Origin of the sequence: Xanthomonas cucurbitae (assembly GCF_002939885.1) — a bacterium.
Lineage (GTDB): Bacteria > Pseudomonadota > Gammaproteobacteria > Xanthomonadales > Xanthomonadaceae > Xanthomonas > Xanthomonas cucurbitae.
In genome coordinates, this window is the sequence record NZ_MDED01000009.1 from 79920 (window position 1) to 92175 (window position 12256).

Consider the following 12256-nt stretch of genomic DNA (forward strand, 5'->3'; position numbering starts at 1 on the left):
AATGGCGGTCATTGAAATCAAGGTTCCCGACATCGGCGATTACAGCGATGTCCCTGTCATCGAAGTGCTGGTCGCCGTGGGCGACAGCGTGGCCAAGGACCAGGGCCTGGTGACACTGGAGTCGGACAAGGCCACGCTGGAAGTGCCGTCCTCGGCGGCCGGCGTGGTCAAGGAACTCAAGGTCAAGATGGGTGACACCCTGTCCGAAGGGGCGGTGGTGCTGCTGCTGGAAACCGAAGGCGAGGCCGCCGCGCCTGCGCCTGCGAAGGCCGAGACCAAGGCCGCTGCGCCTGCTGCGGCTCCCGCGGCCGCCGCACCCGGCAGCAAGCCGCCGGTGACACCGTCGCATCGTGCCCCGGCCGAACCGGCTGCGCCCAAGCCGGCGCTGGCCAGCGGCAAGACCGCCGATATCGACTGCAAGGTGGTGGTGCTCGGCGCCGGCCCCGGCGGCTACACCGCCGCCTTCCGCGCCGCCGACCTGGGCCTGGAAACGGTGTTGATCGAGCGCTATGCCAGCCTGGGCGGTGTCTGCCTCAACGTGGGCTGCATCCCGTCCAAGGCGCTGCTGCATGCCGCTGCGGTGATCGATGAAGTGGCCCATGCCGGCGACTTCGGCGTGGACTTCGGCCAGCCCAGGATCACCCTGGACAAGTTGCGCGAGTACAAGGAAAAGGTGGTCGGCAAGCTCACCGGCGGGCTGGCCAGCATGGCCAAGCAGCGCAAGGTGCGCACCGTCACCGGCGTGGCAACGTTCGTTTCGCCCAACGAGCTGGAGATCGTCGGCGACGACGGCAAGACGCAGTTGCTGCGCTTCGAGCACTGCATCATCGCGGCCGGCTCGCAGGCGGTGAAGCTGCCCAACTTCCCGTGGGACGACAAGCGCGTAATGGACTCCACCGACGCGCTGGAATTGCACGACATCCCCAAGACCCTGCTGGTGGTCGGCGGCGGCATCATCGGGCTGGAAATGGCCACGGTGTACAGCGCGCTGGGCAGCAAGGTCACCGTGGTCGAGTTCATGGACCAGCTGATGCCGGGCGCCGACAAGGACCTGGTCAAGCCGCTGGCCGATCGCTTGAAGAAGCAGGGCGTCGAGGTCCATCTCAAGACCAAGGCCACCGACGTCAAGGCCGACAAGAAGGGCATCACCGTTGGCTTCGAAGCGGCCGCCGAGGGCGAGAAGCCGGGGTTGGATGCGACCACCTATGATCGCGTGCTGGTCGCGGTGGGCCGTTCGCCCAATGGTAAGAAGATCGGCGCGGACAAGGCCGGCGTCACGGTCACCGAGCGTGGCTTCATTCCGGTGGACCGGCAGATGCGCACCAACGTGCCGCACATCTTCGCCATCGGCGACATCGTCGGTAACCCGATGCTGGCGCACAAGGCCACCCACGAAGGCAAGCTGGCTGCCGAAGTGGCTGCCGGCGAGAAAAAAGAGTGGGTGGCACGGGTGATTCCGTCGGTGGCGTACACCAACCCGGAAATCGCCTGGGTGGGCGTCACCGAGACCGAGGCCAAGGCCAAGGGCCTGAAGGTCGGCGTGGCCAAGTTCCCGTGGGCCGCCAGCGGCCGCGCGATTGGCATCGGCCGCACCGAAGGCTTCACCAAGCTGATCTTCGACGAAGACACCCACCGCATCATCGGTGGCGCCATCGTCGGCGTGCATGCCGGCGACCTGCTGGCCGAGATTGGCCTGGCCATCGAGATGGGCGCCGAAGCCGAAGACATCGGCCACACCATCCACGCCCATCCGACCCTGAGCGAGTCGGTCGGCATGGCGGCCGAAGTCTACGACGGCACCATCACCGACCTGTACATCCCCAAGAAGAAATAAGCGCCCGCGCTTGGTCTTCCACGACGCCCCGCCATGTGCGGGGCGTCGTGGTATTGGAATGCTGCGAAGTGGTTCACCCGGTGCGCCAGGCAGGGCAGTGCTTGGCATCGTTCCCTATGGCTGCGCCCAGAACGCAAGAGGCCCGCAAAACGCGGGCCTCTCGGGTACGAGGGTGGAGCAGATCAGAACGCGAGCGTCACGCCGGCCACCGGGCCCTTGAATTCCTGCTTCAGGCCGATCAAGCCATCGCGGCCCCTGCGATCGACATCGAGCTTGAACCAGTCATATCCGGCGAACAGGCCGAAGTTCTTGGTGAAGCGGTACTCGGCGATGGCGTTGGCTCGGCTCAGGTCGCCATCGTAGTCGCGAAAGCTTCCCCAGCTGGTGTTGAGGTACTGGCCTTGCACATTGAACAGCCAGTGTTCGCTGGGGCGCGCGGTGAAGCGGATGCCGACCACCGGTGCGGCGCCATCGGCGCTTTCGTTCAGCACCTCGCCTTCGAACACGCTGCCCAGGTCGGCATAGGCATTGGCCTCGACCTTGGCGTATTCCGCACCGAGCTGCAGGCCCAGGCTGAATTCCGGCGAATCGATCACCGAGTAGTCGTACACCAGGCTGGCGACCTGGTACTTCAGCTCACCCTTGATGAAGCTACCGGACGGCACGCTGACGCCAGCGGCGCTGAGGTCCTGCGTCAGCGTCTCGCGGCGATCCTTGTCGTACTTGAAGTAGTCGAAGATCAGGCGCTGGCGGGTGCTGATACGGAACACGCCATCCACGCGCGGCTCCCACTCCTTGCCGCCCAGTTCGAAATCTTCGTTGACCGAGACATTGTTCCCGGCCAGCAGCGTATTGCCGCGCAGGGTGTTGTCGTTGTCGATATTCATCGCACCCAGGCGAAGCTGGAAGCGGTCGTCGGTATCTTCGGCGTGGGCAGGCGCGGCGTAGGCGGCGGCCAGCACGCACGGGATCGCCAGTGCGAGGAGGTGTTTCATGGGAGCTCCGATTGCTTGGATGGTCAGGCCGTTGGGCCAGTGGCGCGCACTATCGGTAGCGCGGCGTCTTTCAAAAGTGAAGGACGCGTCGCATATCCGTGAAGGCGGACATAGCAATCGGACAAAACGGTCCGGATCGGCAAGGGGCGCAGGCGTCGCGCGCAGTAGCCGGTGTCAGCGATCGATTTGGCGGCAGGCGCAAACTGTGCGGTAACGCATGCTCTGTAGTACGGAACGTAGTGCCAATTGCGCAGGGATCCAGCTGCCGCACGCAAGCTTCGCCGCCCGTGGCAGCGCCGGCAGGCAAAGGATCCGGGATTGGACCGTCGATGGGAGAGTGACAGGCGTGGCAGCGGCCTGCAAAAGCAGGAGCCCGGGTCTCCCGGGGCTCCCGGACGCAGCCTGCGGTGCGACCTTTCGACGAGGATGTGCAGGCCTCGCCATCTGTGACCGCCGATGTGTGGCAAAGTTCCATCCGCCGTCGCGGGGTGACGCAGCGCGACATGCCATGTCGTGCTGCGTCGCGCGCGTGACCTCTGCCGGTTGTCTCGCAATTTGTCCCATTGCTATACTCTCGCGGCTCGACGAGGCGCAGCTGCGCTTCCCACCCATTCATACGCAAGGTAACCGTAGTGCTGAACTCCGTTGAGGCGGGTCGGCGGTTGATGCTGCGCGCTGCGGTATATCCGCTTGCTGCTGTAGCTATAACCAGTCTGGGGTTGCTGCTGGTTGGTCCCCGGTACGCTGCCGGGGTGGCATTGACCGGGTTGGCGACGGTGCTGGGCGGTTGGGTGGCGGCACGCACCGCGCTTGGAGGCGGTATCCAGGCGGCCGGCATTGCCATGGTCCGGCTGATCCTGGCCATGGTGGTGAAGTGGGTGTTGGTTTTCGTGGCGCTGGCGCTGGGCTTCGGCTTGTGGCGGCTGCCTCCTCTGGCCCTGTTGGCGGGTATCGCCATCGGGCTGATTTTTCAGGTTCTGGCTCTGGCCAGGCGTTGATCCGAACTAAAAAGGCTACGTACACATGGCGGGCGAGGCAGCGACACCTACCTCCTATATCCAGCACCACCTGCAGAACCTGGTCTACCCGGTTCGCGAGGGTGGCGGTACGTTCTGGACCATCCATCTCGACACCCTGGTCATGGCCGTGTTGATGGGCCTGGTCATGGTGGTCGCGTTCTGGCTGGCCACCCGCAAGGCCACCGCCGGCGTGCCGGGCAAGTGGCAGGCGTTCGTGGAGATCTGCCTGGAGTTCGTGGATCGTCAGGCCAAGGACACCTACCACGGCAGCAGCAAGCTGGTGACGCCGATCGCGATCACGATCTTCTTCTGGATCCTGTTGATGAACCTCATCAAGATGATTCCGGCCGATTTCATTGCCATCCCGTTGGGCTGGGCAGGCATCCACGCCTGGAAGCCGGTGCCCACCGCCGACGTCAATGCCACCTTGGGCATGTCGATCAGCGTGTTCTTCCTGATGATCGCCTTCTCGCTGCGCTCCAAGGGCGTGGGCGGCATGACCAAGGAATTCCTGACGGCGCCGTTCGGCAAGTGGATGATGCCGTTCAACCTGCTCCTGAACATCGTCGAGTGGCTGAGCAAGCCGATTTCGCTGGCGATGCGACTGTTCGGCAACATGTTCGGCGGCGAGATCGTCTTCCTGCTGATCTGGGTGCTGGGCGGTGCGGGCATCGCCGGCATGGTCGCTGGCGGCGTATTCGGCCTCGGCTGGATGCTGTTCCACCTGCTGGTGATTCCGCTGCAGGCCTTCATTTTCATGATGCTGTCGATCGTGTATCTGAGCCTGGCCGAAGACAGTCACTGAGTTTGCGTCACCCTGCATCTGCTTCATTCCGCTTCATCCATCACCCTTAGAAACTTTCGTTCGGAGATCACCATGTACCTCGCCGTCCTGACCAACCTCGCTCAAGTCCAGAGCTCCACCGTCCTCGCCGTCGGCATCATGATCGGCCTGGCCGCGCTGGGTGCCGGCCTCGGTCTGGCCATCATGGCTGGCAAGTTCCTGGAATCGGCCGCGCGCCAGCCGGAACTGATCCCGGTGCTGCAGGTGCGTATGTTCATCACCGCCGGCCTGATCGACGCCGCGTTCATCATCAGCGTCGCCGTCGGCTTGCTGTTCGCCTTCGCCAACCCGCTGGCCCAGGTGTTCATCGAGCGTCTGTCGCAGGCTGCCGGCTGATCCAGCGGTAGCAGGATGTGGAGGCAACCGTTGTGGTTGCCTTCGCGGATGAAGGTCGGAAAGCGTCGCCATTGCGGCGGCGTTTTCACCCCTAAACAGCGATTGAGCGACCCATGGATATCACCCTTACCATCTTTGCCCAGGCGCTGGCCTTCGCCGGTCTGATCTGGATCGTCGCGACCAAGATCTGGCCGCCGCTGCTGCAGGCGATCGAAGAGCGTCAGCAAAAGATCGCCGAAGGTCTGGCGGCTGCCGATCGGAGTCAGAAGGATCTGGCGCAGGCGCAGGAAAAGGTCAACGAAGCATTGAAGGACGCACGCACCAAGGCCAACGAGATCATCGATCAGGCCCACGCGCGCGCCAACCAGATCATCGAAGCGGCCAAGCTGGAGGCCATTGCCGAAGCCAACCGTCAAAAGGATCTGGCCCAGACCGAAATCGACGCATCTGCCACCCGTGCCCGCGAAGAACTGCGCAAGCAGGTCTCGGTGCTGGCGGTCAGCGGCGCCGAGAAGCTGCTCAAGCGCGAAATCGATGCCAACGCCCACAAGGCGCTGCTCGACGAGCTGGCGGCGGAGATTTAAGCGATGAGTCAGGCCCTCACACTTGCCCGTCCCTACGGCCGTGCCGCGTTTGCGATCGCGCGTGAGGGCGGCAGTTTCGCGCCCTGGTCCGCTGCGCTGGCGTTCTCGGCGCAGGTGGCCGGCGATGCGCGCGTGGCCGCGCTGCTGCTCAACCCGGCCTTGGGCCAGGAACAGGCAGTGACGTTGCTGGCACCGCCGCAGGCGGGCGATGACTATCTGCGTTTCCTCGGCGTGCTGGCCGAAGCGCAGCGGCTGGCGCTGCTGCCGGAAGTGGCAGGCTTGTACGAACAACTGCGTGCCGATGCCGAACATGTTGTCAAAGCCACCGTGACCTCGGCCGCTGCAATGAGCCAGGCCGAGCTGGATACGATCGCCGCTGCGCTGAAGAAGCGCTTCGGCCGCGAAGTGGACATCACCACGGGGGTGGATGCTTCGCTGATCGGCGGCGCGGTGATCGACACCGGCGAGGTGGTCATCGACGGCTCGCTGAAGGGCAAGCTTGCACGTCTGCAAAGCTCGCTCGCCCACTGAATTCACATAAACGCATGGCCCCTGCGGCCGGCACCTAGGACTGAACGATGGCAACCACGCTCAACCCCTCCGAAATCAGCGACCTGATCAAGACCCGCATCGAGGCGGTCAAGCTGTCCGCAGAGTCGCGCAACGAAGGCTCCGTGACCAGCGTGTCCGACGGCATCGTGCGCATCTTCGGCCTGGCCGACGTGATGCAGGGCGAAATGATCGAACTGCCGAACAACACCTTCGCGCTCGCACTGAACCTGGAGCGCGATTCGGTCGGCGCCGTGGTGCTGGGCGATTACGAAAACCTGCGCGAAGGCGACGTGGCCAAGACCACCGGCCGCATCCTGGAAGTGCCGGTGGGTCCGGAGTTGCTCGGCCGCGTGGTCAACGCGCTGGGCGAGCCGATCGACGGCAAGGGCCCGCTGGGCGCCACCCAGACCGCACCGGTGGAGCGTGTTGCCCCGGGCGTGATCTGGCGCAAGTCGGTCGACCAGCCGGTGCAGACCGGTTACAAGTCGGTCGATGCGATGATCCCGATCGGCCGTGGCCAGCGCGAGCTGGTCATCGGTGACCGTCAGACCGGCAAGACCGCGCTGGCGATCGATGCGGTGATCAACCAGAAGGGCACCGGCATCAAGTGCGTGTACGTGGCGATCGGCCAGAAGGCCTCGACCGTTGCCAACATCGTGCGCAAGCTCGAAGAGAACGGCGCGCTGGCGCACACCGTGGTGGTGGCGGCAACCGCGTCCGAGTCGGCCGCGATGCAGTACATCAGCCCGTACGCCGGCTGCACCATGGGCGAATACTTCATGGACCGCGGCGAAGACGCGCTGATCGTTTATGACGATCTGTCCAAGCAGGCCGTGGCCTACCGCCAGATCTCGCTGCTGCTCAAGCGTCCGCCGGGCCGCGAAGCCTATCCGGGCGACGTGTTCTACCTGCACTCCCGTCTGCTGGAGCGCGCCGCGCGCGTGTCCGAGGAATATGTGGAGAAGTTCACCAACGGTGCGGTGACCGGCAAGACCGGCTCGCTGACCGCGCTGCCGATCATCGAAACGCAGGCCGGCGACGTGTCCGCGTTCGTGCCGACCAACGTGATCTCGATCACCGACGGCCAGATCTTCCTGGAAACCGACCTGTTCAACGCCGGTATCCGTCCGGCCGTCAACGCCGGTATCTCGGTGTCGCGCGTCGGTGGTGCGGCCCAGACCAAGATCATCAAGAAGCTGTCCGGCGGCATCCGTATCTCGCTGGCGCAGTACCGCGAGCTGGCGGCATTCGCGCAGTTCGCCTCGGACCTGGACGAAGCCACCCGCAAGCAGCTCGAGCGCGGTCAGCGCGTCACCGAGCTGATGAAGCAGAAGCAGTACGCGCCGATGTCCATCGCCAACCAGGCGCTGTCGATCTACGCCGTCAACGAGGGTTACCTCGACGAGGTGCCGGTGAACAAGCTGCTGGCATTCGAAGAAGGCCTGCACGCGCACTTCGCCAACACCCAGGGCGAGTTGGTCTCCAAGATCAACAGCACCGGCGGTTGGGACAACGACATCGAAGCCGCGTTCAAGAAGGGCATCGCAGAGTTCAAGACCACGGGCAGCTGGTAAGACCAGCTGCGGGAATCGGAAATAGAGAATCGGGAATCGTCAGAGCGGGTTGGCTGTGCCAATTCCCGACTCACGATTCCCCATTCCCACTAAGCGAGCGAAGCGAGCGAGTATGGCAGGCGGACGCGAAATCAAAACCAAGATCAAGAGCGTGCAGAACACCCGCAAGGTGACGCGCGCGCTCGAAATGGTCTCGGCCTCCAAGATCCGCAAGGCGCAGGACCGCATGAAGACCTCGCGTCCGTATGCGCAGGCGATGAAGCAGGTGATCGGGCATCTGGCGCAGGCCAGCACCGATTTCCAGCATCCGTTCCTGGTCGAGCGCGAGCAGGTCAAGCGGGTCGGTTACATCGTGATCTCTTCCGATCGCGGCTTGGCCGGCGGTCTGAACAACAACCTGTTCCGCAAGATGCTGGGCGAGGTGCGCCCGTGGCAGGACACCGGTGCCGAGATCGACGTGGTGACCATCGGCCAGAAGGCCTCGGCCTTCTTCCGTCGCGTCAAGGTCAACATGGTCGGCAGCGTGACCCACCTGGGTGACAGCCCGCAGGTCGAGCAGCTGATCGGCGTCATCAAGGTGATGATCGATGCCTTCATCGAAGGCAAGGTGGACCGCGTCTATCTGGTCTACAACCGCTTCGTGAACACCATGACGCAGAAGGCCAGCTTCGACCAGCTGCTGCCGCTGCCGGCCGCCGAGCACAAGGTGGCGCACCACGATTGGGACTACCTGTACGAACCCGATGCCGCGACCGTGCTGGAGCATGTGATGACGCGTTACATCGAGTCGCTGGTGTACCAGGCGGTGCTGGAAAACGTGGCCTCCGAACATGCGGCGCGCATGGTGGCGATGAAGGCCGCCAGCGACAATGCCAACAAGATGATCGGCACCTTGCAACTGGTCTACAACAAGGCGCGCCAGGCGGCGATCACCCAAGAAATTTCGGAAATCGTCAGCGGCGCGGCCGCTGTGTAGCCGGGAATGGAGAATCGGGAAACGGGAATAGGCAAGGCCGTCGGTGCTCTTGATCTTCCCATTCCCCATTCTCGATTCCCCATTCCCGACACCAGAATCGAACAGACATGAGTGGAGTTATCCAAATGAGTCAGGGCAAGATCGTTCAGATCATCGGCGCGGTCGTCGACGTCGAATTCCCGCGCAATGAAGTGCCGAAGGTGTATCACGCGCTCAAGGTCGATGGCACCGAAATCACCCTGGAAGTGCAGCAGCAGCTGGGCGACGGCGTCGTGCGCACGATCGCGCTGGGCTCCACCGACGGCTTGAAGCGCAACCTGGTCGCCACCAACACCGAACGCGCCATCTCGGTGCCGGTCGGTGCCGGCACGCTGGGCCGCATCATGGACGTGCTGGGTCGCCCGATCGACGAGGCCGGCGAGGTGCAGGCCTCGGACCATTGGGAAATCCACCGCGGCGCGCCGTCGTATGAAGACCAGTCCTCCAGCACCGAGCTGCTGGAAACCGGCATCAAGGTCATCGACCTGATGTGCCCGTTCGCCAAGGGCGGCAAGGTGGGCCTGTTCGGCGGCGCCGGCGTCGGCAAGACCGTCAACATGATGGAACTCATCAACAACATCGCCAAGGCGCACTCGGGTCTGTCCGTGTTCGCCGGCGTGGGCGAGCGTACCCGCGAGGGCAACGACTTCTACCACGAGATGAAGGATTCCAACGTCCTGGACAAGGTCGCGATGGTGTACGGCCAGATGAACGAGCCGCCGGGCAACCGTCTGCGCGTAGCGCTGACCGGCCTGACCATGGCCGAGTACTTCCGCGACGAGAAGGACGAGAACGGCAAGGGCAAGGACGTGCTGTTGTTCGTGGACAACATCTACCGCTACACGCTGGCCGGTACCGAAGTGTCCGCGTTGCTCGGCCGTATGCCGTCGGCAGTGGGTTACCAGCCGACCCTGGCCGAAGAAATGGGCGTGCTGCAGGAACGCATCACCTCGACCAAGAGCGGTTCGATCACCTCGATCCAGGCCGTGTACGTGCCAGCGGACGACCTGACCGACCCGTCGCCGGCGACCACCTTCGCCCACCTGGACTCCACCGTCACGCTGAGCCGTAACATCGCCTCGCTGGGTATCTACCCGGCGGTGGATCCGCTGGACTCCACCAGCCGCCAGATGGATCCGCTGGTGATCGGCCACGAGCATTACGACACCGCCCAGCGCGTGCAGCAGACCTTGCAGAAGTACAAGGAACTGAAGGACATCATCGCGATTCTGGGCATGGACGAGCTGAGCGAAGAAGACAAGCAGTCGGTGTCGCGTGCACGCAAGATCGAGCGCTTCTTCAGCCAGCCCTTCCACGTGGCCGAAGTGTTCACTGGCTCGCCGGGCAAGTACGTCTCGCTGAAGGACACCATCCGCGGCTTCAAGGCGATCTGCGATGGCGAGTACGACCACCTGCCGGAGCAGGCGTTCTACATGGTCGGCAGCATCGAAGAAGCCGTCGAGAAAGCCAACAAGATGAGCGCCAAGGCCTGATGCGATCCCAGCCGCTGTGCGGCTGGAATTGGGAATCGGGAATCGGGAATCGTAAAGGCGGGTCGTAGGTGAGTTGGAAGTACGGGAAGTAGGAATAGCGAGCAACCAGCCGCTCTTCCCATTCCCGATTCCCGATTCCCAATTCCCCGCCTCACAAAGTGAGGCACCATGAGCACTATCCGTTGCGACATCGTCAGCGCCGAGAAGGAAATCTTCCACGGTGAGGCGACGCTGGTCGTGGCCACCGGCGAGTTGGGCGAGCTGGGCATCGCGCCCAAGCACGCGCCGCTGATTACCCGCCTGAAGCCGGGCAAGGTGGTGGTGACCACCGCCAGTGGCGAACAGCTGGACTTCGCCATTTCCGGCGGCATCCTGGAAGTGCAGCCGCAGGTGGTGACCATTCTGGTGGACACCGCGGTGCGTGCGCAGGACATCGACGAAGCGGCCGTGCGCAAGGTCAAGGAAGAGGCCGAGCGGCTGCTGGCCAACCGCGGCAACACGGTGGATGTGGCGCAGGCACAGCGTCAGCTGGCCGAGGCAACGGTGCAGCTGCAGGCGCTGGAACGCCTGCGCCGCAACCTCAAGCACTGATCGACTGATCGACTGATCGACCCTTGATGGGCGCGTGATGCGATCCAGCAGTGTTGCCACACGCAGGTGTGGAGTGGAAACGCCGACCGTTGGGTCGGCGTTTTCGTTTATGAAGCCGCGCTTGCGCGGCAAAAAACCTGGTTCTGCGACCAACAGGCACACTGCACGCTCGCACCGTGGTCGATGCCCAGGCGTCACTGCCATGGCCGACCTGTCACTGAGGATGACCGCATGACCCGCTTGGTAGATCGCTTTCGTGGTTACGTACTGACTGGCGCGCTGGCCGCCGCATTGCTGGGCTGTGCCTTGCCGGCACGTAGCCAGCCGTCGCTGGATCCGCTGCTGGACCGCATCGTGCAGCGCAATGCCATCGGCGATGCGGTGGCGTTGAGCAAATGGGACAGCGGCAAGCCAGTGCTGGATCAGACGCGCGAGGCGGCGGTGGTGTCGAGCGTGCGCGATCAGGCCGCGGCGCACGGACTGGAGCCGGACGACGCCGTGCGTTTCTTTACCGCACAGATCGAGGCCAACAAGGCCGTGCAGTACGCGCTGTTGAACCGCTGGCACGAGCGTGGCCGCGCGCCGGATACCGCGCGGCCGGATCTGGCCGCGTTGCGCGCGCGCCTGGATCAGCTGCAAGGCGAGCTGCTGGATGCACTTGCGCAGGCGGCCCCGCAACGGCAGGCGCTCGATTGTCCGTCTGCCACCGCGCGTGCTGCCGCGCGCTATGTGGCGAAATGGCAGCTGGACGCGGTGCACCACTCGGCCCTGGTTCGCAGCCTGGGCGATTTCTGTCAGCCGCCCGCCCAGCGCGCCACGCCGGCAGCGGACAGGTAGGCCGCGAAGGGAGCTTCTCCGGCGATCACCGCCAGCGCCCAGGCAAGCGGCGCTGGCGGTGGCTAGCGGGATTCGTGCCGCGTGGGGTCGCATCGACGGTCGAGCGCACTGCCTGCGTCGTCGCCGCAGGCCGACAGGCACAGGCTAGGCTCAGCGATACACCACCTGCCGGCCCAGGAAGAACGACACCACCGCCAGCCCGCCTTCGACCAGCGGTTTGGCGAGCCAGGCCTGACGCAGGCCGACCAGCTCGACGGTGGCCGAGACCAGCCAGGTGCTGATGAGGGTCAATATCAGCCACATCACCGCAAAGCGGCGGAAGCGCTGCCAGCCCAGGCGTGCGCCATCCTGCCGGGCAAAGGTGAAGCGGCCGTTGAGCCAGAAGCCCAGGGCCGCCCCGCCGATGCGGCCGAGCAGGTTGGCGGGCACGGCGGGCAGGCCGGCGGCGGTGCCGGCGATGAAGATGCCGCAATCCACCGCCAGCTGCAGCGCGCCGATCAGGGTGAACTGGCTGCCTTGGCGGAACAGGCTCATGCGTGCGCGGGGAAGCGAAAGGGCGCCCATCCTAACGGTCGCGGCGCT

13 protein-coding genes are annotated in these 12256 nt (G+C 64.4%); 11 read left to right on the plus strand and 2 right to left on the minus strand.

What is annotated here, in order from left to right; translation table 11 throughout:
- The first annotated feature begins 1 nt into the window (after window position 1).
- On the plus strand, window positions 2-1834 hold the full coding sequence (lpdA, locus tag XcuCFBP2542_RS06980) for a dihydrolipoyl dehydrogenase (protein WP_104602878.1): 1833 nt from the start codon (window positions 2-4) through the stop codon (window positions 1832-1834).
- A gap of 182 nt (window positions 1835-2016) precedes the next feature.
- On the opposite strand, the gene XcuCFBP2542_RS06985 is transcribed toward lpdA, so the two are convergent.
- Window positions 2017-2829, minus strand: coding sequence for a hypothetical protein (locus XcuCFBP2542_RS06985; protein WP_167526959.1), 813 nt, complete (start codon window positions 2827-2829; stop codon window positions 2017-2019).
- Window positions 2830-3461: 632 nt separating this feature from the next.
- Between XcuCFBP2542_RS06985 and XcuCFBP2542_RS06990 the strand changes: the two genes are divergently transcribed.
- The 10 genes from XcuCFBP2542_RS06990 (at window position 3462) to XcuCFBP2542_RS07035 (ending at window position 11674) form a co-directional block, all read left to right on the plus strand.
- Window positions 3462-3827: a hypothetical protein gene (locus XcuCFBP2542_RS06990; RefSeq protein ID WP_104602879.1), complete on the plus strand. Its 366-nt coding sequence runs from the start codon at window positions 3462-3464 to the stop codon at window positions 3825-3827.
- 25 nt (window positions 3828-3852) lie between these two features.
- Window positions 3853-4653: a F0F1 ATP synthase subunit A gene (atpB, locus tag XcuCFBP2542_RS06995; RefSeq protein ID WP_104602880.1), complete on the plus strand. Its 801-nt coding sequence runs from the start codon at window positions 3853-3855 to the stop codon at window positions 4651-4653.
- A gap of 72 nt (window positions 4654-4725) precedes the next feature.
- A complete protein-coding gene (gene atpE / locus XcuCFBP2542_RS07000) occupies window positions 4726-5028 on the plus strand; it encodes a F0F1 ATP synthase subunit C (protein WP_002814105.1) in 303 nt (100 codons plus the stop codon).
- Window positions 5029-5141: 113 nt separating this feature from the next.
- On the plus strand, window positions 5142-5612 hold the full coding sequence (locus XcuCFBP2542_RS07005) for a F0F1 ATP synthase subunit B (RefSeq protein WP_003483999.1): 471 nt from the start codon (window positions 5142-5144) through the stop codon (window positions 5610-5612).
- Window positions 5613-5615: 3 nt separating this feature from the next.
- Window positions 5616-6143 (plus strand): F0F1 ATP synthase subunit delta, encoded by a 528-nt coding sequence (locus XcuCFBP2542_RS07010; protein ID WP_104602881.1) that lies wholly within the window; start codon window positions 5616-5618, stop codon window positions 6141-6143.
- Between the two features lie 47 nt (window positions 6144-6190).
- Window positions 6191-7738, plus strand: coding sequence for a F0F1 ATP synthase subunit alpha (gene atpA / locus XcuCFBP2542_RS07015; protein ID WP_104602882.1), 1548 nt, complete (start codon window positions 6191-6193; stop codon window positions 7736-7738).
- A gap of 112 nt (window positions 7739-7850) precedes the next feature.
- Window positions 7851-8714 (plus strand): F0F1 ATP synthase subunit gamma, encoded by an 864-nt coding sequence (gene atpG / locus XcuCFBP2542_RS07020; RefSeq protein WP_104602883.1) that lies wholly within the window; start codon window positions 7851-7853, stop codon window positions 8712-8714.
- 125 nt (window positions 8715-8839) lie between these two features.
- On the plus strand, window positions 8840-10246 hold the full coding sequence (gene atpD, locus XcuCFBP2542_RS07025) for a F0F1 ATP synthase subunit beta (RefSeq protein WP_104602884.1): 1407 nt from the start codon (window positions 8840-8842) through the stop codon (window positions 10244-10246).
- 168 nt (window positions 10247-10414) lie between these two features.
- Window positions 10415-10837, plus strand: coding sequence for a F0F1 ATP synthase subunit epsilon (locus tag XcuCFBP2542_RS07030; RefSeq protein WP_104602885.1), 423 nt, complete (start codon window positions 10415-10417; stop codon window positions 10835-10837).
- Window positions 10838-11068: 231 nt separating this feature from the next.
- Window positions 11069-11674 carry a chorismate mutase gene (locus tag XcuCFBP2542_RS07035; RefSeq protein ID WP_104602886.1) on the plus strand — a complete coding sequence of 202 codons (606 nt, stop codon included), beginning with the start codon at window positions 11069-11071 and terminating at the stop codon, window positions 11672-11674.
- Between the two features lie 150 nt (window positions 11675-11824).
- Here the strand turns inward: XcuCFBP2542_RS07035 and XcuCFBP2542_RS07040 are convergent, their stop codons facing one another.
- Window positions 11825-12208 (minus strand): GtrA family protein, encoded by a 384-nt coding sequence (locus XcuCFBP2542_RS07040; protein WP_167526958.1) that lies wholly within the window; start codon window positions 12206-12208, stop codon window positions 11825-11827.
- Window positions 12209-12256 lie beyond the last annotated feature (48 nt).

Bases quoted from the DNA above. Each gene is read 5' to 3' on its own strand.
- lpdA (WP_104602878.1), top strand. From the start codon at position 2: ATGGCGGTCATTGAAATCAAGGTTCCCGACATCGGCGATTACAGCGAT.
- XcuCFBP2542_RS06985 (WP_167526959.1), bottom strand. From the start codon at position 2,829: ATGAAACACCTCCTCGCACTGGCGATCCCGTGCGTGCTGGCCGCCGCC.
- atpB (WP_104602880.1), top strand. From the start codon at position 3,853: ATGGCGGGCGAGGCAGCGACACCTACCTCCTATATCCAGCACCACCTG.
- atpE (WP_002814105.1), top strand. From the start codon at position 4,726: ATGTACCTCGCCGTCCTGACCAACCTCGCTCAAGTCCAGAGCTCCACC.
- XcuCFBP2542_RS07005 (WP_003483999.1), top strand. From the start codon at position 5,142: ATGGATATCACCCTTACCATCTTTGCCCAGGCGCTGGCCTTCGCCGGT.
- XcuCFBP2542_RS07010 (WP_104602881.1), top strand. From the start codon at position 5,616: ATGAGTCAGGCCCTCACACTTGCCCGTCCCTACGGCCGTGCCGCGTTT.
- atpA (WP_104602882.1), top strand. From the start codon at position 6,191: ATGGCAACCACGCTCAACCCCTCCGAAATCAGCGACCTGATCAAGACC.
- atpG (WP_104602883.1), top strand. From the start codon at position 7,851: ATGGCAGGCGGACGCGAAATCAAAACCAAGATCAAGAGCGTGCAGAAC.
- atpD (WP_104602884.1), top strand. From the start codon at position 8,840: ATGAGTCAGGGCAAGATCGTTCAGATCATCGGCGCGGTCGTCGACGTC.
- XcuCFBP2542_RS07030 (WP_104602885.1), top strand. From the start codon at position 10,415: ATGAGCACTATCCGTTGCGACATCGTCAGCGCCGAGAAGGAAATCTTC.
- XcuCFBP2542_RS07035 (WP_104602886.1), top strand. From the start codon at position 11,069: ATGACCCGCTTGGTAGATCGCTTTCGTGGTTACGTACTGACTGGCGCG.
- XcuCFBP2542_RS07040 (WP_167526958.1), bottom strand. From the start codon at position 12,208: ATGAGCCTGTTCCGCCAAGGCAGCCAGTTCACCCTGATCGGCGCGCTG.